Raw genomic sequence first — 21,964 nt, forward strand, 5'->3', positions numbered from 1 at the left:
TATTGCAACAAATATCATTAGTTATCAGCAGTTAAGGAATTAGATGAGACTGTTGATCACAATCAAACAATTTCACCCTCAAACCTTTACTTGGGTATTTTTTTTCGCCAAATTAATAATAAAATACTAGAAAATTAAGTATATTTAAAAGAACCATTTGTTACCTTTATGCAATTAAACTCATAGCTCGTGCGAGCTTGTAGGGTGTTATATGATAAAAAACTGGCGTTTAAGCCAACAACTTAACGGCGCCTTTGGCGTAATGATATTGATGATAATCGTACTCTCTATTACGGCTTATTGGGGATTGAGCAGCGGATACAATAATTTTGTCGAATACCGTACCAAAGCAAGGGACAGCAATTTAGCTGGACGTATTCAAGCGAATTTACTGGAGGTAAGATTACAAGCCATTAAATACTTAAAGCATCAAAGCGATGCAAATATCGCCCAATTTGACCAGCGATTAGAATTACTAGAAACGCTACTCGATAAAGCCCAAGCCCAATATTCTGACACCTCTCAACTCAGCATCATCACTGATAGCCAAAAACAAATAGAACGATATGAACGCAGCTTTAGACAAGTTATCACATTATATGAGCGTCGCCACCAAATAGTTAACAGTACGTTGAATAAACAAGGACCAGAGCTGGATAATCAACTACGCACCATGATGGATAACGCGCAGTCCATTGAAGAAGTAAATAAAATCAGTGCGCTGCGAAGCTTGCTGCAGCAAGGCCGATTATCCACAAACCAGTTTTTAGTCGCCAATGCTGAGCGGGATTACCAAATGGCGACAGACACACTAAATAGGTTAAACACGCAAGCAACACAATTGCTGCAACAATCTCAAACAGGTCAATATCAGCGCTTTATTACCCCTTTAGAAGCTTATCAAGCTGGGCTAGAAGAGGTTTATCAGGTCATCATCAAACGTAATACGGAAATAACTCAGTCACTGGATAAAATCGGCCCAGACGTCGCAGCCCAAGTTGAAAATATCAAATTAGATATCAAAGCATCACAAGATGAGTTAGGGCCAATAGTGCAAGCAGCCAGCGCCAATGCCAAGTTTATTGTCATCACACTCGCGTTGCTTATCATTGTCTGTGGCGTATTTTTTAGCTGGTTTATTAGCCGAATTATCAAACTGCCAATTGGTGGAGAGCCGCGAGAAATTGAAGCTATGGCAAGAAAGATTGCCACGGGCGATCTGACTGTTCACTTCGATCAAAGCCAAACCAATAGCGGTATTTACCAAGCGATGTCAGAAATGGTGTCGAATCTGCGGACATTTATCGAACAGATCCACCAATCCACAGACACGTTGACTGCGACAGCACACAATATGAGTGCTATCACAACACAGGCAATGCAAGGTGCTGAGCAACAAATGGCGCAGTTAGAAAGTACCGATAGAGCAATGGATGAGATGGCTCAGACCGTATCAGATATAACCCAAAGTACCCAATCTGCTGCGGATACAGCGACAGCCGCGGAAGAGTCTTCACAGCATGGACTAAATGCTGTCGCACAAACAACGACTTCAATCACTACATTAAAAGCAGACATTGACAATGTCAGCCAAACCATTTCAAAACTTGCTGAAGAAACCCAATCGGTAGGATCTATCCTTGATGTCATCCGTGGTATTGCAGATCAAACCAACTTGCTTGCACTCAATGCTGCCATTGAAGCGGCCAGAGCCGGAGAGCAAGGCCGCGGATTTGCGGTAGTGGCTGATGAGGTACGTAGCCTAGCAAGTCGCACACAGCAAAGTACAGAAGAGATTCAAGCCATGATCTCTAGGCTTCAACAAGAAGCACAGCGTTCTGTAGAGCTCATGGGAAGTAATGTCGATAATGCTGAAACCACTGCTGATCAAATTCACCAAGCGGGACAAACTTTACAGCAAGTGTCAGACTCTGTTATCGCGATCCGTGATATGAGTATCCAAATAGCCAGTGCCACCGAACAGCAAAATGCCGTAACACAGCAGGTCTCCCAAGGGGTTCGTGATGTCACCGGGACAGCAAAAGAAACGGCGCAAGGCGCAGAAAAAGCGTCCAATGATGCAACTGTGCTTGCCACACTAGCCGAGGATCTCGCTGCCACGGCCAAGCGTTACCAACTTTAGCGCGCTTTTAGGCAATACAGGACCCTTCTGTATTGCCTAATAATCACCCCATTGCGTCAGATCAAACTCTGCTTATGTAGTAACACCTATACTGAGCAAGTGTAATATTATTTGAGTGCGATCGTGATTAAACTACCTCATTGGGAAGATTCCCTGATCCAGAAGTATAATATTTCTGGTCCAAGATATACCTCTTACCCCACCGCTTTATCATTGACCTCCGGATATGACCAAACTGCAATGACCAACGCCATTGCCAATTCATCTAATCGTGCGTTGTCGCTGTATATCCATATCCCTTTTTGTCATCAGCTATGTTACTACTGTGGCTGCAATAAGATTATTACCCGCCATCAGTCAAAAGCCGATGTTTATCTTGATCATCTCGTTCAAGAAATCGAGGCACAAGCGCCATTGTTTAAGGACTATCATGTCGAACAACTACACCTAGGTGGAGGTACGCCGACTTTTTTAACCACAGCTCAAATGGCACGGCTCATTGCGGCCCTCGAACAGCACTTTGATTTTACCCATACTGCACAACGCGGTATTGAAATAGACCCTCGCTCGCTGGCAGATGGCATGTTAGTGTCACTGAAAGAAATGGGGTTCAACCGCGTATCATTTGGCGTTCAAGACTTTAATGATGAAGTACAAGCTGCTGTTAATCGCCCGCAGCAAATTGACGAAGTACTCTCTGTTTTGCAACAAGCACGAGCTCTCGGCTTTAAATCCATCAATATGGACATGATATACGGCTTGCCACACCAAACCCCAGAAACTTATCAAGCGACTATAGCGCAGCTTATCGATCTGGCACCAGACCGTGTTTCTCTCTTTAACTATGCGCACTTGCCTGACAGATTTGCAGCCCAGCGAAAGCTCAAAGAGCAAGATATGCCAACGCCAGAGCAAAAGCTAACGATCTTCAAAGCGACTCTTGAGTGCATGACACAAGCGGGATATCAGTACATTGGTATGGACCATTTTGCAAAACACGATGATGAGCTAGCTATTGCACAACGGGAAGGCCAACTACACCGAAACTTTCAAGGCTATACCACTCATGGCAACTGTGATTTATTAGGCTTGGGTGTGTCGTCTATTTCACAGATTGGCAATGCCATATTACAAAATGAAAAAGAGTTAAAACCTTATTATCATGCAGTCTCAGAGCAAAGAAATGCTATCAGTAAAGGGATATCACTGACTCAAGATGACCTCATTAGAGCAGCAGTTATCAAGCAACTTATCTGTCATTTTGAACTAGACAAAGCATCTATTAGTGAGCAGTTTAATCTCGACTTCGATGAGTACTTTGAGCACGCATGTATCGCACTTGCACCATTAGAAAAAGATGGCCTTGTTATCAACAATCAAAACACCATCACCGTGACAGCTAAAGGCACACTATTTATCCGGATCATCTGTATGTGTTTTGACGCCTATTTACAACAGCAGATTAAAAATACCCGTTTTTCACGTGTCATTTAGAGCAACGCAGCCCGCCTTACTCTGTGCGGGCTTTACAGTTTTTCTGTAATTGTGAGCCACTAAACTGGTTAATTGACAGCACTCATCGTCCAGTTGCTTTCAAGTTCATTCACATGCCTTGTCAATGAACCTAGCCATACTCCTTGTATACTATCGGGCTAAAACATAACAAGGCTACTGGCAATCTGCTATGTCGATGTTTGATTACCCCTTCCCCCTTGGCACACTCTTTTACTGGCTTAAAGTGTGTTATCTCAGCTTATACTCACCTTTTCTTTTTGCTCATTTTAGATATTTATCAAGGGATTGTTTTAGAAGGGATTCATTATTTGAGAGTTCACCTGGGCAGGGCCTACCAGAAGATGAAGGGAGGCCAGCTTGAGCCATCTCTGATGTATCTTCAAACAAATAGCACTTACCTTTCCATTTCACTAGACGCCTGCCTTGGCTACGATAGATTTCTTCTGTTTCTCCAGACAAAAATTGAGTGTGTGCTTTTGGTGTTTTCATTCGCTCTATCGGTGCGCCTGCCTGTGTATCAAATTGCCTGGAGCCAAAATAAGCCTCTTGCTCTTTTTGTTGAAGCTGCTGAATACCTTTGTGCGGGTTAAACTTGAACACTTTTACTTTGTTTGAAGCATTTGCATCTTGATGATTCTCTGGCTGAAGCGCTTCATGCATTTGCACCGCTTCTGGCTGCTCTAGCGACTTTTCAAGAGCGTTATACTCAGGCTCGTCTGCTGAAATAATGGGTTGCTTGTCTGATATGGGTTCACTTACGTTCTCTTCACTTAAGTGAGTATCAACGGCCTCGATAACTGGTTTACGCGGTTCATCCATTGACACCACATATACTTTGAGTGGCTTTTCTTGATTTGCGATAGGTAATGGTGGTGTTACTGAAAACAATATATAGCCAATCACGCCGTGTATTGCCAGCGACCCCAGCACAGCCCCCCTTATAGAGCGCATTCATAATTTCCTTTAATTTATTGCCTTGGGTGCTTGGAGGGGCTTTTTCGATGAAAGTTCAAAGTGGATTAAAGAGATTGGCTAGAGATATATAGCGGCCATTAAAAAACAAAAACCCCGGCCAAGGCCGGGGTTTTAATAAGTAAACTTAATTAAAAATTAAGCTTTCTTAGGACGTTCAATCACGTCAACTAGCGTCCAAGATTTTTTCTTAGAGATTGGCGCACATTCGCGAATAGTCACGACGTCACCTGCTAGTGCTGTGTTGTTTTCATCATGTGCGTGCAACTTAGTTGTACGCTTGATGAATTTACCGTAGATCGGGTGTTTAACCTGACGCTCGATAGCAACAACGATTGACTTGTCCATTTTGTCGCTAACTACACGACCTTGAAGAGTACGGATCTTATCGCTCATTATGCACCTGCCTTCTGGTTAATAACCGTTTTAACACGCGCAATATTGCGACGTACTTTTCTCAGCTCGTGAGTTTGAGCTAGCTGACCAGTGCTCGCTTGCATGCGCAGGTTGAACTGCTCACGAAGAAGCTCTAGAAGTTCAGCTTTAAGCTCTTCTACGCTTTTGTCTTTTAATTCGCTAGCTTTCATTACATTACCGTCCGAGTTACAAATGTTGTTTTGAAAGGTAATTTACGAGCAGCTAGGTCGAATGCTTCACGAGCAAGCTCTTCTGAAACACCTTCCATCTCGTAAAGTACTTTACCAGGCTGAATTTCAGCAACCCAGTATTCAACAGAACCTTTACCTTTACCCATACGAACTTCAAGCGGTTTCTCTGTAATTGGCTTATCTGGGAATACACGGATCCAGATTTTACCTTGACGCTTGATATGACGCGTCATAGCACGACGAGCTGCTTCGATTTGACGAGCAGTCATACGGCCACGGCCAGTCGCTTTCAAGCCGAAAGAACCGAAGCTAACTTTGTTACCGCTAGTAGCAAGACCACGGTTGCGGCCTTTGTGTACCTTGCGGAATTTTGTACGTTTTGGCTGTAACATTAGTCGCTACCTCTTACTTAGCACTTTTCTTAGCTTTCTTCGGTGCACGTTTAGCTGGCTTCTCTTGCTCTTGTTTCAGTGGAAGACCACCGATAACTTCGCCTTTGAAGATCCAAACTTTAACACCGATGATGCCGTAAGTAGTCAAAGCTTCTGAAGTAGCGTAATCGATATCAGCACGTAGAGTGTGTAGAGGTACACGACCTTCACGGTACCACTCAGAACGTGCGATTTCAGCGCCGCCTAGACGACCACTAACTTCAACCTTGATACCTTTAGCACCTAGACGCATTGCATTTTGAACTGCGCGCTTCATAGCACGACGGAACATAACACGACGCTCTAGCTGTGAAGAGATACCGTCAGCAACTAATTGTGCATCTAGCTCAGGCTTACGTACTTCTGCAATGTTGATTTGTGCAGGTACACCAGCAAGCTTAGTTACAGCTTGGCGAAGCTTTTCAACGTCTTCACCTTTTTTACCGATAACAACACCAGGACGAGCTGTGTGAATTGTTACACGGATCGATTTAGCTGGACGCTCGATAACGATTTTAGACACAGAAGCGTTTTTCAATTCCTTAGTAAGGTATTGACGCACTTTGTGATCGCCAAAAAGCTGCTCAGAGAAATCTTTTGTATTCGCGTACCAAGTAGATACCCAAGGCTTTGAGATACCTAGGCGAATACCAGTAGGATGAACTTTTTGTCCCATTACTTATATCTCCTAGCTATCTGAAACCACAACAGTGATGTGGCTTGAACGCTTAAGGATGCGGTCTGCGCGTCCTTTAGCACGTGGCATAATACGTTTCATTGTAGGACCTTCGTCTACAAAAACTTTAGCCACTTTAAGCTCATCAATGTCAGCACCTTCGTTGTGCTCCGCGTTAGCGATAGCAGACTCAAGTACTTTTTTAACCAATACAGCCGCTTTCTTTGGGCTATACGCTAGGATTTCTAGCGCGCGATCAACCGGAAGTCCGCGGATCTGATCAGCAACTAGACGTGCTTTTTGCGCCGAACCAGAGGCGAATTTGTGTTTAGCTAATGCTTCCATCATACCCTCCGATTAACGCTTCTTAGCTTTCTTATCCGCAGCGTGACCGCGGTAAGTACGTGTAGGTGCAAATTCACCTAGTTTGTGACCGATCATTTCGTCTGTAACGAATACAGGTACGTGCTGACGACCATTATGGACAGCGATGGTCAATCCGATCATGTTAGGGATGATCATTGAACGACGGCTCCAAGTCTTTATAGGCTTCTTGTCACCGCTTTCCAACGCCTTCTCTACCTTCTTCAGCAAGTGTAGGTCAATGAATGGACCCTTCTTGAGAGAACGTGGCATGGCAATTCCTCAACTATTACTTAGTACGACGACGTACGATAAATTTATCAGTACGCTTGTTCTTACGTGTCTTAGCACCTTTAGTAGGCTTACCCCATGGAGACACAGGGTGACGACCACCAGATGTACGACCTTCACCACCACCGTGTGGGTGGTCAATCGGGTTCATGGCAACACCACGAACTGTAGGACGGATACCACGCCAACGATTAGCACCAGCTTTACCTAGTGAACGAAGCATGTGTTCAGCGTTACCTACTTCACCGATAGTTGCGCGGCAATCCGCTTCAACTTTACGCATTTCACCTGAACGTAGACGTAGAGTCACGTACTGGCCTTCACGCGCTAGGATCTGTACATATGCACCAGCAGAACGTGCAATCTGAGCGCCTTTACCAGGCTTAAGCTCAACATTGTGTACTGTAGTACCTACTGGGATGTTACGCATTGGTAATGTGTTACCAGCTTTGATTGGTGCATCAACACCAGACTGGATTGCATCACCTGCTTTAACACCTTTAGGTGCGATGATGTAACGACGCTCACCGTCTGCATATAATACAAGAGCGATGTTTGCGCTACGGTTAGGATCGTACTCTAGACGCTCAACAACAGCTGGAATGCCGTCTTTTGTGCGTTTAAAGTCAATTACACGATAGTGATGCTTGTGACCACCACCGATGTGACGAACCGTGATACGACCGTTGTTGTTACGACCACCTGATTTAGAGTTCTTCTCTAGTAGCGGAGCGTATGGCTTACCCTTGTGTAGATCAGGGTTAACCACTTTAACGACGTGACGACGACCCGCAGAAGTTGGTTTACACTTTTGAAGTGCCATAATTCTAACTCCCCTTATTACTCGGCGCCGCCGACAAAGTCTAGCTCGCTGCCTTCTTTAAGAGTAACGTAGGCTTTCTTCCAGTCTGAACGACGGCCGAAACGCATGCCTGTACGCTTTGTTTTACCCTTAACATTTAGAGTGCGAACACCAGTTACTTCTACTTCAAAAAGCTTTTCAACAGCTGCTTTAACTTCAGCTTTGTTTGCATCTTTTGCTACTTTGAACACGATAGTGTTGTTCGCTTCAGCAGAGATAGTACTTTTCTCAGAGATGTGTGGAGCAAGAATTACTTTTAAAAGACGTTCTTCACTGATCATGCTAATGACTCCTCAAGTTGCTTCACAGCACCTGCAGTAATTAGAACCTTATCGAAAGCGATTAGGCTTACTGGGTCGATGCCAGCTACGTCACGAGTATCAACCTTGTACAGGTTACGAGATGAAAGGAATAGATTCTCATCTACTTCTTCAGTCACGATTAATACGTCTTTCAGCTCAAGCTCTTTAAGCTTAGCTACTAGTTCTTTAGTCTTAGGTGCTTCTAAACCGAAGTTTTCAACAACAACAAGACGCTCTTGACGAACTAGTTCAGATAAGATGCTCTTGATCGCACCGCGATACATCTTACGGTTAACTTTTTGGCTGTGATCTTGCGGCTTAGCTGCAAAGCTCACACCACCGCTGCGCCAGATTGGGCTGCGGATTGTACCAGCACGTGCACGGCCAGTACCTTTTTGGCGGAATGGTTTCTTACCACCACCACGTACTTCAGAACGCGTCTTCTGAGCTTTAGTACCTTGACGAGCACCTGCTGCGTAAGCAACAACTACTTGGTGTACTAATGCTTCGTTAAACTCACGTCCAAAAGTAGCTTCGGAAACTTCAAGCGCACCAGCGCCTTTAATTGCTAATTCCATCACTAAATCTCCAGGACTTATGCTTTAACAGCAGGTTTAACGATAACGTCGCCGCCGATAGCGCCAGGTACTGCACCTTTAACTAAAAGCAGGTTACGCTCAGCGTCAACACGAACTAGTTCAAGGTTCTGTGTCGTAGAACGAACATTACCCATTTGACCGGCCATTTTCTTACCTTTGAAAACTTTACCAGGAGACTGGTTTTGACCGATTGAACCAGGAGCACGGTGAGATAGAGAGTTACCGTGTGTAGCGTCTTGCATGCTGAAGTTCCAGCGCTTAACACCACCTTGGAAACCTTTACCTTTTGAAGTACCAGTAACGTCTACTTTTTTCACTTCAGTGAAAAGTTCAACAGTTAGTTCTGAACCTACTTCAAACTCACCTTCTCCGCCGTTAAGACGGAATTCCCACAGGCCACGACCCGCTTCAACGCCAGCTTTTGCGAAGTGACCCGCTGCTGGTTTGTTTACACGGCTTGCTTTTTTCTCGCCTGCAGTAACTTGAAGCGCGTTATAACCGTCTGTAGCGTCAGATTTGATCTGAGTTACACGGTTAGGCGTCGCTTCGATAACTGTCACAGGGATAGATACACCATCTTCAGTGAAGATACGTGTCATACCCACTTTACGACCGACTAGACCTAATGCCATTTTCCTAAAACCTCTCTAATCTTTCGATTAACCCAGGCTGATTTGAACATCAACACCAGCAGCAAGGTCTAGGCGCATTAGAGCGTCTACAGTCTTGTCAGTTGGTTCTACGATGTCGATCAGACGTTTATGGGTGCGGATTTCATACTGATCACGCGCGTCTTTGTTTACGTGCGGAGAGATCAATACAGTGAAACGCTCAAAACGCGTAGGTAGTGGGATTGGACCACGTACCTGAGCACCAGTGCGCTTCGCAGTTTCCACGATTTCCGCCGTTGATTGGTCAATCAAACGGTGGTCAAAAGCTTTTAGGCGAATACGAATGCGTTGATTTGACATTCTTAAACCTCAATTAAAAGAGCATTTAAAAAGAGCATAAAAAAACCGCCGAAACTATCTTATAATACCTAAGAAGTCGGTTGTTCTTTTATTTCTACCATCGAACTCCAAATCGGAGTTCCTGTTTAATAGCCTGAAATCCAGACTTTCATTTGTACTTTCAGCGGCCAGAAGCCGAGAAAGTTCGCACATTATAATGATACTGGTGATAAATGCAACAACTAAATGCAATAAATTTGCCTCACCTAACTAACCGTCTGACTCTCTAATATAAGGTAATTGTATTGCTCCAAATTATTGTCACAACTTAAAGAAATAAAGGGTCACTACGTCCTAATTAATAAATGTGTTCTACTGTGCATCTACTATACTAATCAACACATTGGCTACCCAGGATCCATGCTAATCAGCAACCCTGCCAATACACAAAGGTAGCAAACATCTGGGGACGGAGCACACTGGACAATGGTCAGTCCAGTTAATCCTTGATATTCTATTGCAAAAATTACTATTTGGTACTGCGTATGCGCTTTATATCCCAAAGTCTCAACGTGCTCGCACGCTGGACTAATTGGCTTTTAGTTAAAAGTAAACTGTTGCCAGAAAACCCGATCGAACAGTTCGACCTAGATCCAAACCTGCCAACTTTTTATGTCACGAGATTAAACTCACATTCAGATCTCGCAGCCATTGATCGCATGTGCCAAAAACTGGGGCTACCGAGTCCAATGCAAATGCAAAAGATTGGCAATTCAGAGGTACCGCGTTTTATCGCGATGCAAAACCCAACGCCACTTTTTTCAAAATCAGCGAAACCCAGTAATGCGCTGCAATTAAGTAAAGAAATCTTTCACGCTTTGAAAGCTAACCCAGAAACACAAGCACAAATATTGCCTGTATCGGTGTTTTGGGGCCGGGATCCCGGTAAAGAGAAACCGGGGTTGGCAACATTATTAGGCCACTCTCTCACACCGAGTTGGTTGCGAAAAGCACTGGTCGTTTTGTTCTCAGGTCGTGACAATCTAGTGCGATTTTCAGCGCCCATCGCCATCGAACAGCTGATGAACGACAAAGCCGATGTCGAAGAATTACCACAAAAATTACTGCGCGTTGCCCGGGTTCACTTCCGCCGCCAGCAACTCGCAGCAACAGGTCCTAAACTGCCGTCACGCGAAGCGCTGTTTAATTCTATTCTCGCAGCCCCGAGTATTAAAAAAGCCATTGCCGAAGAGGCCAAAGCTAAAGGTTTAAGCCACCACGAGGCAAGACTCAATGCTCAGGAGTTACTTGACGAAATCGCCGCAAACTATTCCGATGCGATGGTGCGCGTCGCGGATCGAGTGCTCACTTGGCTGTGGAATAAACTATACAACGGAATTGATGTAAAAAATGCAGATGAAGTCCGTACTCTCGCAGATAAAGGTCACGAGATCATTTATGTGCCATGTCATAGAAGTCATATGGACTACCTGTTGCTAACGTATGTTATCTATCATCAAGGTCTTGTTCCACCGCATATTGCGGCAGGTGTGAATCTCAACTTTTTCCCAGCAGGGGGGATCTTCCGCCGCTCAGGCGCTTTTTTCATCCGCCGCTCATTTGCAGGCAACAAACTCTACTCAGCCGTATTTAAAGAGTACTTGAGCCAGCTATTTATTAAAGGCTACTCAGTGAAGTTTTATACCGAAGGTGGACGCAGCCGTACAGGTAGATTATTGCCACCCAAAACGGGCATGTTAGCCATGACCATGCAATCTATGCTCAGAGGCATAGATAGGCCAATTTCTATCGTACCAGTCTATATTGGTTATGAACATGTGATGGAGATCAATACTTACCTCAAGGAACTTGCCGGCAATCATAAGAAGAATGAATCTGTTCTTGGGGTTTTCAAAGCGATTAAAAACCTCCGTAATTATGGCCGTGGCTACCTTAATTTTGGTCAACCTATACATCTAAACCAGTACTTAAATGAACATCAGCCAGACTGGCGTCAAGATATTAGTGCCGATGAGACAACCAAGCCCCATTGGTTGAATGGCCAAGTGGCAAATGTTGCTGATCAGATCATGACCAACATCAATGCCAGCGCCGCACTGAACGTGATTAATGTGCTGGCAACAATCTTACTCAGCAACGAGCAATTTGCGCTGAGCAAGCAAAAGCTACTTGAGCAACTGCGCTTTTATTTGGCGCTGCAAAAGCACGCCAAATACAACGAGCATATCACGCAGCCAGATGAAGATGCTGAGGCACTGCTGGCCCATGCATTAAAGCTTGATAAATTTGATGTCTTGCAAGATGGGCTGGGTGAGATCATCACCATTAAGGAAAAAGAACGCACCCTATTCAATTATTACCGCAACAATATATTACACCTTTTTGCGGTGCCCAGTGTGCTGGCCCAAATGCTCTTCAACCGCTACAGCATGAGTGTAAAAGACGCAGAGCAAAAGTTGAAAACGCTGTATCCACTGTTTGCCAAAGAGTGGTTTTTAACCCCTATGCGAAATGGCTATATCAACAAAATATTAGAAAGCTTCGCACAGCATGAGTTGATCACCTTTGACGGAACTAATGCCGTAGCCAACAAAGATAATCGCGCACTGGCAAAACTCGAAATGCTTGGCAAGGTATGCCATTTAACATTAGAGCGCTATGCCATTACCAGCAGTTTAGTGATCAATAACCAAGGGATAAAGCGTGTTGATTTAGAGCGTGAGAGTGATATTTTGGCCAACCGTTTAGGTACGTTACATGGCATTAAGAGCCCAGAATTCTTCGATAAGAAGGTTCTGAGCAGCTTTATAAATGCACTGCGCGAACAGGGATTTATCAGTATTTCTGAGCAGCAAACCATCCAGGCAGAAACACAGCTGGAAGAGCTGCAAGCTTTTCTTACTGAGTTACTACCTGCGCGGATCTGGCAGTCTATCAACGATACTGTGTAGCTGTGAATAATGCGCCAAACTAGCGTTGGCGCATTACGCCCTCTTGAATCGTCGATGCGACTAATTCACCTGTGCGGGTAAAGAATTGTCCACGCACCAAACCTCTTCCATTGCTCGCACTAGGGCTATCGACACTATAAAGCATCCAATCATCCAGTCTAAACGGGCGATGGAACCACATTGCGTGGTCAATCGTAGCAACTTGCATATTGGGCTGCATAAATGACAAGCCATGAGGTTGTAGCGCGGTAGGCAAAAACTCGAAATCAGACGCATAGGCCAACAAGTAATTGTGGATCCGCCTTTCGTCAGGCATTTTACCATTGGCTTTAAACCACACATGACGCTTTGCTTGCGCCTTTTGCGGTTGGAACGGGTTTTGAAAGTTCACAGGGCGCATATCGAGGGGCATTTCTTGCGTAAACTTCGGCCTCAACGCCTCAGGGATCAAATGTGCATTGTCTTGATAAAACTGTAATGCCGATTTAAGTGTTTCAGGCTCTGGTACGTTAGGCATTTCCGCCTGATGAGACAGCCCTGGCTCATCACCTTGAAAAGACGCAGTCATATAAAATATCGGCTTGCCATACTGGATGGCACTCACTCGACGAGTGCTAAAGCTGCGCCCGTCACGAATATTTTCAACATCATATACGATAGGCTTGCTCGCATCACCTGGACGTAAAAAGTATGAGTGCAATGAGTTTATATAACGGCCTTCAGGCAATGTGTATTTTGCGGCAGACAGTGCTTGACCCATCACTTGCCCGCCAAAAACCTGAGGAAAGCCCAAGTCTTGACTTTGTCCGCGATAAATCCCCTGCTCAATCTCTTCTAAACTTAATAAATCAAGCAAATTTTGTAAAACCTGACTCATTCGCTACCTCACCATTGTAGTTACTGCGATTAGTGATAATAATACACTAATCTACTTTTAATTGAGTACTTATAATGGCTTATTGGTTATTCAAAACTGAACCCGACGCATATTCTCTCGACGACCTGAAAAATGATGTACAACAAAGTACGTTTTGGGAAGGGATCCGCAACTACCAAGCGCGCAATTTTATGCGCGATCAAATGCAAGTAGGCGACAAAGTCTTTATTTACCATTCAAGTTGCAAAGTCCCTGCAGTGGTAGGTATTGCACAAGTAACCAAAGCTGCTGAAACGGACCCCTATCAGTTTGATGCCAGCAGTGATTACTATGATCCAAAGTCCACACCAGACAATCCAAGGTGGATAGGTGTAACCGTGCAATTTATAGAACAGCTTTCATCACCAGTGACACTCAAAGCGATTAAAGCAGACGATGCGATTGTCGAGCTTGCACTAAAAAAAGCGGGAAGACTCTCAATTATGCCAGTGACAGAGCAGGAATGGATCCACATCGTAGAAATGTCAAAAAGATGACCTAACTATGCTTTTTGCCACGTGGTTTTACTCGCCCTGTTTTGGGGATCATGGTGACATATAGCAACAAGGCAATCCACGAGAAGAACAAGGTGCCTATTAACCAACCGTTCTTCTCATGACCTTTGGAGCGTTTACTGCCTGCAACCAGAGCAATGGGTACCAGATAAACACACACAACCCCCACCATCAACATCAATTCGCTCATAACTGCTCCCAGGCTACCTCTTTCTCTAAAACCCGTTGTGGTGCAATATAGTGAATAATATCCCCGCCCGTAAGCCCATAACTGAGCGGTGGGTTCAGATCCATATTTTGACCACTTCTGTCGTGTGCAACTCCTAGTAAGGTGGCATTGTGATGCTCTTTGAAAAACATAAACAATTGGCCAAACTTACAGCTCGTTACCGAGCTTGGTATTTGCAGACTAAACTGTGTATCGCCACGCAGTGTCGACAACAATTCTTCTTGAATACGACTCGAGCCAGGATCCTGCATAGAACGCACCAATATTTCCGCTGACATGGCCGTCGAACACTCTACATTTTCGCAATGTAAACGCAGTAGCTCTGCCTTAGTTTCATCGATGAAGTGAGCACAGATATGGGCACTAGACTGCACAATTGGGCTCAACTTGAGTGCTGTGGTAAATGTGTGATCATCATCTTTGCCGTCAACTATCACTTTGGCAGCAGTGCCGATAGCAGTGCGAGACAGTTCAATATCATCAGTAAAGCTGGCTAGACGCACAAAATCCACTTGAGGGTAACGCAGTAAAGGGTGCTCCATGTCTTCATGCACAGCAAGTACAATTCGCCGCTCAATCCGTTTATTGTCGGCAAGAATAAACTCGATCATTTTTTCAGTGCGCGTTGGGTGCCAGCCAAAAATGATGATGTGATCGTTTAAATGAGAGAAATCTTTATCGCCTTTCATTGCTCTTTTTACCCATATTGTAATTTCTTGACCAACTTTTCCTAACAACACACCAAATAGCGCCAGCCCAAACGGAATTTGCACCAATGCGACAGCCCACCTACCCAGCTCGGTAGTCGCGCTGAAGTCTCCGTACCCCACTGTCGATGTGGTCACAACATAATAATAAACAAAGGTACTAAACGGTAACAGCGCGTGCTCTTTTGCAAACCATAACATTCCCCAAGTCAGCAGCATATGGCATGCTGTGGCGAGTACAAGGATTTGCCAACTGGCGCGATTGATGTGATTTTGGATTTGTAACAGCATGCGCTTTATTACGATCGGCATTTATTATCCCAAAACTGTGTATTGATCCCTGTATGACATCATCTATCAGTCAAGCAACAAGTCAATGCTTTCATGGGAAAAAGTTGATTTATTCAGAAATTTTCAGCAAATATTGCATTTTTGCATTACTGTGGTAAAGAACTCGTAATTTTAACAGTTATATGTGTATACTTTGAAAAGCAGCTAGATGACGAGGTGAAAGTATGGCGGGTGTGTTAGCTTCAGTTGATCAACGCACACAGTTGGTGGGTGAAAACCGGCTTGAATTATTGCTATTTCATTTACACAGTAGACACCTGTTTGCATTGAACGTTTTTAAAGTTAAAGAAGTTGTCAAACTACCTCACCTGAACAAAATGCCCAATGCGCATCCCAAAGTGGCAGGGGTAACCAATATTCGCGGTGAGTCGATCCCAGTTATCGATTTGCGCCAAGCCATTTGTATGCCTCCCACAGAGTATGACGATGACAGCAACTTGGTTATCACCGAATACAATCGTACCGTCCAAGCCTTTTTAGTTGGCAAAGTTGATCACATCGTAAATACGACTTGGTCAGATATTATGCCAACCCCGAAATCAGTTGGCCGCAATCATTACCTGACAGCATTAACGAAAGTACAGCGAGATGGGGCTGAGCACATCGTCGAAATTATTGACGTTGAAAAAGTTTTAGCAGAAATAATAGATTACGATGTCGAGATCCCAGATGGGGTGCTAGACAACACCATTTTGAGTGAGTTTAAGGGGCGCAAAATCCTCCATGCAGATGACTCCCCCACAGCACGGCGTCAAGTATCTGATACGCTTGCCCAAATTGGTATTGAAATCATTCCCGCAACTGACGGCCAAGAAGCCTTAAACCTGCTCAAGCACTGGGCTGATGAAGGCATCGATGTTAACAAAGAACTCATGGCAGTCATCACAGATGCTGAGATGCCTGTGATGGATGGCTATCGGCTCACCTATGAAATTCGCAACGACGAACGGCTCAAAGACCTGTATGTCATATTGAATACTTCATTAAGCGGCAGCTTCAACCAAGCCATGGTTGAAAAGGTCGGGTGTAATGCATTCCTGTCCAAGTTTCAGCCCGATTTATTAGTCCAAGAAATGCAAAAACGGTTAAAAGAGATTTTAGGCTAAAAAACTGTATAAAAAGACAGTAAATAAAAAATTAAATCTCTTTTAAATTCAACAAAATAACTAACACCCTTATCAAATTACACTTTGAAAACTGGGCTTTAAATAAGACGCTAGGTATACTTTGCCCTCACTTTTCGAATTAGGCGCAAAGATGGACGTATCTGAATTACTTGATGGCTTAAATGACAAGCAGCGTGAAGCGGTTGCTGCACCACTGAGCAATATGCTTATTCTGGCGGGTGCTGGCTCCGGTAAAACTCGGGTGTTAGTGCACCGAATCGCGTGGCTTATGCAGGTAGAACACGCCTCCCCCTACAGCATTTTTGCCGTGACTTTTACCAATAAAGCCGCCAAAGAGATGCGTTCACGTGTCGAAGAAACACTACAAAGCCCAGTCGGCGGCATGTGGATTGGCACTTTCCACGGCTTGTCTCATCGAATTCTGCGCGCCCATCACCGCGAAGCAAACTTGCCAGAGTCATTCCAAATATTGGACTCAGATGATCAACAGCGCATGATCAGACGCTTACTCAAAGCCATGAACATTGATGAGAAGAAGTGGCCTGCAAAACAGCTGAGCTGGTATATCAGCGCGCGAAAAGATGAAGGTTTACGTCCCAAAGATATCCAAGCTTATGATGCCAGTGAACAGCTTATGCTCAATGTTTATACCGCCTATCAAGAAGCTTGCGATAGAGCTGGTTTAGTTGATTTTGCGGAGATATTGCTGCGTTGCTATGAATTGCTACAGCAGCAACCCACCTTACTACGCCACTACCAACAGCGCTTTAAACATATGCTGGTAGACGAATTTCAAGATACAAACAGCATTCAATATCAATGGCTGCGTTTACTTGCCGGTGGCGATAACAACATCATGATCGTTGGTGACGACGATCAAAGTATTTATGGATGGCGTGGCGCAAAAATCGAAAATATTAAACGCTTCTTAAAAGACTTTGATGCCGATACAATTCGCCTTGAGCAAAACTACCGTTCCACGGGTACGATTTTGAAAGCATCCAATGCCCTCATTCAAAATAACTCCGAGCGTATGGGTAAGAGCCTTTGGACGGACGGCACCCAAGGTGAACCTATCTCAATTTATGCCGCTTTCAACGAATTAGACGAAGCACGCTTCACCATAGGTAAAATTAAGTCCTGGCTGCAAGATGGTAACGCGCTGACAGACTGTGCCATTTTATACCGAAACAACGCCCAATCTCGTGTACTGGAAGAGGCACTTCTGCAAGAGGGACTCAAATACCGTATTTATGGCGGCATGCGCTTCTTCGAGCGACAAGAAATCAAAGACGCCCTGTCATATTTGCGTCTGATCAGCAATCGCAATGACGATGCCGCCTTTGAGCGTGTTATTAATACACCTGCGCGTGGGATTGGTGACAAAACTTTGAGCCATATTCGCGACTGCGCTCGCAATGAGTCTCTACCTCTGTGGTATGCTGCCAAAGCGGTTATTGAGCAAAAACACTTAGCTGGACGCGCTGCAACGGCCGTAACACGCTTTATTGAATTGATAGAACAACTCGATGAAAAACTGGTCGAGTTGGAGCTAGCTGAGCAAGCAAAAACCACCATAGAGCACTCTGGGCTATTGGCCATGTATCAAGCAGAAAAAGGCGAAAAGGGCCGCGCACGCGTGGAAAACTTGGAAGAATTGATCAATGCCTGTGGTCAGTTTGAGTTACCTATTGAAGAAGAGTTTACGTCACCATTGCAAGGTTTCTTGGCTTATACCTCACTGGAGTCTGGCGAAGGGCAAGCCGACGAGCACGAAGATGCGGTACAGATGATGACGCTGCACTCAGCTAAGGGCCTTGAGTTCCCGCTGGTATTTATGGTGGGGGTAGAAGAAGGCATGTTCCCATCGCAACAAAGCCACGAAGAATCTGGCCGTTTAGAGGAAGAGCGTCGCCTATGTTATGTTGGCATGACACGTGCGATGCAAAAGCTTTATATCAGTCACGCCGAAAGCCGCCGCCTTTATGGCCAGGAAAAGTATCATAGCCCCTCTCGATTCTTACGTGAATTGCCTGAAGACTGCACTGAAGAGATCCGCATTAAAACCCAAGTATCCAGACCCGCTACCACTAATCGCTTCAGCGCCTCGGTCAGCCATGCAGCATTTGAAGACAGTGACTTCAACTTAGGGCAACGTGTGCTACACGCAAAGTTTGGCGCAGGTACCGTGCTCAATTACGAAGGGGTTGGTGCGCAATCCCGTATACAGGTCAATTTTGACGATGTGGGTACTAAGTGGCTGGTAACGGCTTATGCAAGACTGCAAGCCATTTAGTTTAAAACCCCAATTGGCGGGGTTAAGATCAGCAAGGCACCGTCAATTGCTGCTGTTGTGTGGCAGCAGGGATTGGGGGGTGCGTTGCTTTTTGCAGCTTGCTCAATCCGCTGAGCAATTGATACTCAGCGATGATACCAGTTGGCATGGGGCCATATGGCCACAACACTTGCACCAAATACTTGGTCAAGAGTTCGAGTTTGTTCTGTATGATGGCTACAGCGGTATCGTTCCCAACAAACTGGCAGCTTGCACAGGCACAGTCAAAGCAGGCGGACTACTTGTATTATTGCTACCGGAATTATCAGCACTTTCAACATGGTGCGATCCAGCACTAGCACGCTGGCTATCTGAAGGTGAACAAGCACACCAGAGTCCCTTTTTGACACGCTTAGCACACCATTTGCAGCGGCAGCAGTGCTGGCTGCTCAGCGAACAGGGTGGACCCAAATTACCCACCACCTACAGTGCCTCGTGTCAGACACTGAACTTAACATCACAATCTCAAGCTGTCAGCCAAATAGTCACCCATTTACAACAACATCCAGACACCCCCGTCTTATTGAGTGCAGACAGGGGTCGAGGCAAGTCAGCCGCGCTCGGATTGATAGCAGCACAGTTTGCTGGCAAAAATATCGTTTTATGTGCCCAGCAGCGCCGTGCAGTGCAAAATGGCTTCCTCCACTTTTGCAATGCACTTGAATTGGCGCCACCTGAGATAAATCAAAACCAAGTCAGTACGCTGAGCTATATTCCACCTGATATCGTGTTGGCCACACAGCCTGAAATCGATATTTTGTTGGTTGATGAAGCGGCGGCCATTCCCGTGCCTATCCTAAAACAGTTGTTGGCTCACTACCCCAGAGTGATTTTTGCGAGTACCTTGGTTGGCTACGAAGGCAATGGCCGCGGTTATACATTGCGCTTTCAAGACTACCTAAAAGCTCAACACCCTGACTATTTAGATCGGCATTTGGCTGACCCCATACGTTACGCCCATGGCGACCCGTTAGAGCAACATATGCGCCAATTGCTGGCGCTCGACTGTCAGTATGCAACCCTTTCACCTCAGTTAGATCAAATTGACTACCTCAACGTCGACAGCCAAGAGTTAATTCAAAATGAGGCATTGCTAGAGCAAGTCTTTGCACTGCTTGTATTGGCCCACTATCAAACCTCAGTTAATGATCTGCGACAGCTGCTCGACAGCCCAAGTAATCGCTTATTTGTGGCCTTTCAAAATAACCACCCAGTCGCAGTTTGCTTGGTGAATTTAGAAGGCGCTCTTGATCGCGACTTGGCCACCCAAATTGCATTGGGAGCTCGACGGCCGGCAGGTCATTTAATGGCGCAGCAACTGAGCCAGCTATTGGGTAACAGTGAGTTTTGCACTCGTCGAGGCGCACGTATTGCACGTATCGCTGTGGCACCATCCCACCAAAAGCACGGTATTGGCAGTGCCTTGATCCGCTTTTCTATGCACCAACTTGCCGATAAAGTCAGTTATTTTGGCAGTAGTTTTGGCGCGCAAGCGAATTTACTCGATTTTTGGCAAAACTTAGGGTTTAAGCCGTTAAAGCTCGGCTTCAAACAAGATAAAGCCAGTGGTGAATTTGCGGTCTTGGTGGTCCATAAAGATAGCCAAATCGACGTCAGGCTAGAACAGAGTACATTTGCAGATCAGCTGTATTTTGCGCTCAGTGGATTATATGCACAACTTCCTTGGCAACTGGTATGCAGCTTTCTCAGCTCTGCACCAAACAAGGGTCTCAGTGACTCGCAGCTCAAACACCTCACCTACCTGAAATCTAAACTTGCCAATGAGCAACAAATTGCGCCGTTCATAGAGCAGATCATAAAATCACAACCTAGCATCATAAATTCCTTGTCAAAGATTGCCCAACAATATGTAATTCTACTATTATTACAGCGACATCAGCCAAAAGAATTACCCCAAAAACTAAGGTTGCAATCTAAGAAACAAGTACAACAGGTCTATCAGTCACTGTTATCGGAAGTTTATGCTGAAATTATTTCTAAAAGCGATCCTCACTAGCACAGCTCTATTACAATCATGGTTGTGTTTTGCGACCTCCCCTAATACAACAATAAAACTGGGAATGAGTGTCGCTTTGAGCGGTCCAGCGAGTCATATTGGCCAACAGCTTAAACAAGGCCATGAACTCTACTTCAATTATGCCAATCGGGAAAAACGACCTGGCCAGCCGCATATTAAATTACTGGTTTTAGATGACGGATATGAACCAAGTCGTGCTGTCGATAATACGCACTATCTAATAAAACACCAAAACGTTGATGCCCTCATTGGGAACATGGGCACGCCCACTACCCATGCTATTAAAGACATATTAAAAAAGCACCAACTGCCGTTATTAATGCCTTATACTGGCGCTGAGTTTTTATATCAAAATCCAGGGTTTCCGATCTTCAAACTTCGGGCGAGCTATTTGGATGAAGCCAAGGATCAAGTGAAATATCTTGTCGAAGAGTTAGGACACAAAAACATAGCCCTTTTTATTCAAGCGGACGAATTTGGTCTAACGCTAGAAAAAAGCCATCGTCAAGCGCTCAAAAACCAAGGGATTGAGCCTGTCGTGATTGCGCGCTTTAGACGCAATACCAATGATGTTGCCAAAGCCCTAACACAGATATTAACCACCCAAGTCACAGCCATTGCAATGATAGGTACTTATGAACCATTATCTGCATTCATTAACCAAGCCTATAGAGCTGGCTTTAGAGGCTCCTATACCAGCGTTTCATTCGTCTCTTCAGCATCCCTGTTCGAGCATATCACCGTACCTGCCAATATAATGGTCACCGAAGTGCTGCCTGATCCTCAAACCTGCCAAGGCCAAATCTGTGCGTTATTTCGCGCACAAGCCACCGCACACGCCAAACCCATCAGCTACCAATCTTTCGAAGGGTTTGTAAATGCTTACTTGTTTACCACTGCCTTGCAATACTGTAAGCAAACTCAATTGTCAGACTGCATAAGCACTGCTATTGATCGCACATTAAAGACCGACCCGGCGCTGCAAACCCTTCTCAAATTACCACAAAAAAACACGTCTCAAAGGCAGGTATATAGGTCTTATTTGAAATATTGATCTATGCT

At 45.0% G+C, this 21,964-nt stretch carries 23 protein-coding genes; 8 read left to right on the forward strand and 15 right to left on the reverse strand.

Features of this window, described 5'->3' with window-relative positions:
- The first annotated feature begins 211 nt into the window (after positions 1 to 211).
- Together MHN81_RS17400 and hemN are read left to right on the forward strand one after the other, a co-directional pair.
- Positions 212 to 2,143 carry a methyl-accepting chemotaxis protein gene (locus MHN81_RS17400; RefSeq protein WP_023398449.1) on the forward strand — a complete coding sequence of 644 codons (1,932 nt, stop codon included), beginning with the start codon at positions 212 to 214 and terminating at the stop codon, positions 2,141 to 2,143.
- 123 nt (positions 2,144 to 2,266) lie between these two features.
- On the forward strand, positions 2,267 to 3,637 hold the full coding sequence (gene hemN / locus MHN81_RS17405; protein ID WP_239426310.1) for an oxygen-independent coproporphyrinogen III oxidase: 1,371 nt from the start codon (positions 2,267 to 2,269) through the stop codon (positions 3,635 to 3,637).
- 282 nt (positions 3,638 to 3,919) lie between these two features.
- Here the strand turns inward: hemN and MHN81_RS17410 are convergent, their stop codons facing one another.
- The 12 genes from MHN81_RS17410 to rpsJ all read right to left on the reverse strand — a co-directional run bounded on the left by MHN81_RS17410 (position 3,920) and on the right by rpsJ (position 9,733).
- Positions 3,920 to 4,609 carry a hypothetical protein gene (locus tag MHN81_RS17410; protein ID WP_239426311.1) on the reverse strand — a complete coding sequence of 230 codons (690 nt, stop codon included), beginning with the start codon at positions 4,607 to 4,609 and terminating at the stop codon, positions 3,920 to 3,922.
- Between the two features lie 159 nt (positions 4,610 to 4,768).
- Positions 4,769 to 5,026: a 30S ribosomal protein S17 gene (rpsQ, locus tag MHN81_RS17415; RefSeq protein WP_023398452.1), complete on the reverse strand. Its 258-nt coding sequence runs from the start codon at positions 5,024 to 5,026 to the stop codon at positions 4,769 to 4,771.
- Positions 5,026 to 5,217: a 50S ribosomal protein L29 gene (gene rpmC / locus MHN81_RS17420; protein WP_023398453.1), complete on the reverse strand. Its 192-nt coding sequence runs from the start codon at positions 5,215 to 5,217 to the stop codon at positions 5,026 to 5,028. The genes rpsQ and rpmC overlap by 1 nt, the downstream gene beginning before the upstream one ends.
- Positions 5,217 to 5,630, reverse strand: a complete 414-nt coding sequence (gene rplP, locus MHN81_RS17425; RefSeq protein ID WP_023398454.1) for a 50S ribosomal protein L16 — start codon at positions 5,628 to 5,630, stop codon at positions 5,217 to 5,219. The genes rpmC and rplP overlap by 1 nt, the downstream gene beginning before the upstream one ends.
- 13 nt (positions 5,631 to 5,643) lie before the next feature.
- The gene (rpsC, locus tag MHN81_RS17430; RefSeq protein WP_023398455.1) at positions 5,644 to 6,345 is read right to left on the reverse strand and encodes a 30S ribosomal protein S3; all 702 of its coding nucleotides are present in this window, start codon (positions 6,343 to 6,345) and stop codon (positions 5,644 to 5,646) included.
- A 12-nt stretch (positions 6,346 to 6,357) separates the two neighbouring features.
- Positions 6,358 to 6,690 carry a 50S ribosomal protein L22 gene (rplV, locus tag MHN81_RS17435; RefSeq protein ID WP_010386167.1) on the reverse strand — a complete coding sequence of 111 codons (333 nt, stop codon included), beginning with the start codon at positions 6,688 to 6,690 and terminating at the stop codon, positions 6,358 to 6,360.
- Positions 6,691 to 6,702: 12 nt separating this feature from the next.
- Positions 6,703 to 6,981, reverse strand: a complete 279-nt coding sequence (gene rpsS, locus MHN81_RS17440; RefSeq protein ID WP_010367084.1) for a 30S ribosomal protein S19 — start codon at positions 6,979 to 6,981, stop codon at positions 6,703 to 6,705.
- 16 nt (positions 6,982 to 6,997) lie between these two features.
- Positions 6,998 to 7,822 (reverse strand): 50S ribosomal protein L2, encoded by an 825-nt coding sequence (gene rplB, locus MHN81_RS17445; protein ID WP_023398456.1) that lies wholly within the window; start codon positions 7,820 to 7,822, stop codon positions 6,998 to 7,000.
- Positions 7,823 to 7,839: 17 nt separating this feature from the next.
- On the reverse strand, positions 7,840 to 8,142 hold the full coding sequence (gene rplW, locus MHN81_RS17450; RefSeq protein ID WP_023398457.1) for a 50S ribosomal protein L23: 303 nt from the start codon (positions 8,140 to 8,142) through the stop codon (positions 7,840 to 7,842).
- Positions 8,139 to 8,741: a 50S ribosomal protein L4 gene (gene rplD / locus MHN81_RS17455; protein ID WP_023398458.1), complete on the reverse strand. Its 603-nt coding sequence runs from the start codon at positions 8,739 to 8,741 to the stop codon at positions 8,139 to 8,141. Before rplD ends, rplW begins: the two co-directional genes overlap by 4 nt.
- Positions 8,742 to 8,758: 17 nt before the next feature.
- Positions 8,759 to 9,394 (reverse strand): 50S ribosomal protein L3, encoded by a 636-nt coding sequence (rplC, locus tag MHN81_RS17460; RefSeq protein ID WP_010376387.1) that lies wholly within the window; start codon positions 9,392 to 9,394, stop codon positions 8,759 to 8,761.
- A 27-nt stretch (positions 9,395 to 9,421) separates the two neighbouring features.
- On the reverse strand, positions 9,422 to 9,733 hold the full coding sequence (gene rpsJ, locus MHN81_RS17465; RefSeq protein ID WP_005495349.1) for a 30S ribosomal protein S10: 312 nt from the start codon (positions 9,731 to 9,733) through the stop codon (positions 9,422 to 9,424).
- Positions 9,734 to 10,257: 524 nt separating this feature from the next.
- Here rpsJ and plsB point away from each other — a divergent pair.
- Complete coding sequence (gene plsB / locus MHN81_RS17470; protein WP_239426312.1) at positions 10,258 to 12,684, forward strand: glycerol-3-phosphate 1-O-acyltransferase PlsB; 2,427 nt, start codon at positions 10,258 to 10,260, stop codon at positions 12,682 to 12,684.
- Between the two features lie 19 nt (positions 12,685 to 12,703).
- Here the strand turns inward: plsB and tesB are convergent, their stop codons facing one another.
- Positions 12,704 to 13,561: an acyl-CoA thioesterase II gene (gene tesB / locus MHN81_RS17475; RefSeq protein ID WP_023398460.1), complete on the reverse strand. Its 858-nt coding sequence runs from the start codon at positions 13,559 to 13,561 to the stop codon at positions 12,704 to 12,706.
- 74 nt (positions 13,562 to 13,635) lie between these two features.
- On the opposite strand from tesB, the gene MHN81_RS17480 reads away from it, so the two are divergent.
- Positions 13,636 to 14,097, forward strand: a complete 462-nt coding sequence (locus MHN81_RS17480) for an EVE domain-containing protein (RefSeq protein ID WP_023398461.1) — start codon at positions 13,636 to 13,638, stop codon at positions 14,095 to 14,097.
- Between the two features lies 1 nt (position 14,098).
- Here the strand turns inward: MHN81_RS17480 and MHN81_RS17485 are convergent, their stop codons facing one another.
- Both MHN81_RS17485 and MHN81_RS17490 read right to left on the reverse strand, forming a co-directional pair.
- Positions 14,099 to 14,305, reverse strand: a complete 207-nt coding sequence (locus MHN81_RS17485; RefSeq protein WP_023398462.1) for a hypothetical protein — start codon at positions 14,303 to 14,305, stop codon at positions 14,099 to 14,101.
- Positions 14,302 to 15,363, reverse strand: a complete 1,062-nt coding sequence (locus tag MHN81_RS17490) for a potassium channel family protein (RefSeq protein ID WP_239426313.1) — start codon at positions 15,361 to 15,363, stop codon at positions 14,302 to 14,304. The genes MHN81_RS17485 and MHN81_RS17490 overlap by 4 nt, the downstream gene beginning before the upstream one ends.
- 203 nt (positions 15,364 to 15,566) lie before the next feature.
- On the opposite strand from MHN81_RS17490, the gene MHN81_RS17495 reads away from it, so the two are divergent.
- From MHN81_RS17495 to MHN81_RS17510, 4 genes are all read left to right on the forward strand, one after another.
- The gene (locus MHN81_RS17495; RefSeq protein WP_023398464.1) at positions 15,567 to 16,508 is read left to right on the forward strand and encodes a chemotaxis protein CheV; all 942 of its coding nucleotides are present in this window, start codon (positions 15,567 to 15,569) and stop codon (positions 16,506 to 16,508) included.
- Positions 16,509 to 16,659: 151 nt separating this feature from the next.
- Entirely contained in the window at positions 16,660 to 18,825 is a 2,166-nt protein-coding gene (gene uvrD, locus MHN81_RS17500; protein WP_023398465.1) for a DNA helicase II, read from the forward strand.
- Complete coding sequence (locus MHN81_RS17505; protein ID WP_239426314.1) at positions 18,803 to 20,881, forward strand: GNAT family N-acetyltransferase; 2,079 nt, start codon at positions 18,803 to 18,805, stop codon at positions 20,879 to 20,881. The genes uvrD and MHN81_RS17505 overlap by 23 nt, the downstream gene beginning before the upstream one ends.
- A complete protein-coding gene (locus MHN81_RS17510) occupies positions 20,847 to 21,956 on the forward strand; it encodes an ABC transporter substrate-binding protein (protein WP_023398467.1) in 1,110 nt (369 codons plus the stop codon). The genes MHN81_RS17505 and MHN81_RS17510 overlap by 35 nt, the downstream gene beginning before the upstream one ends.
- Positions 21,957 to 21,964 lie beyond the last annotated feature (8 nt).

The organism is Pseudoalteromonas sp. Of7M-16, assembly GCF_022347805.1.
In the GTDB taxonomy this organism is placed as follows: domain Bacteria; phylum Pseudomonadota; class Gammaproteobacteria; order Enterobacterales; family Alteromonadaceae; genus Pseudoalteromonas; species Pseudoalteromonas luteoviolacea_F.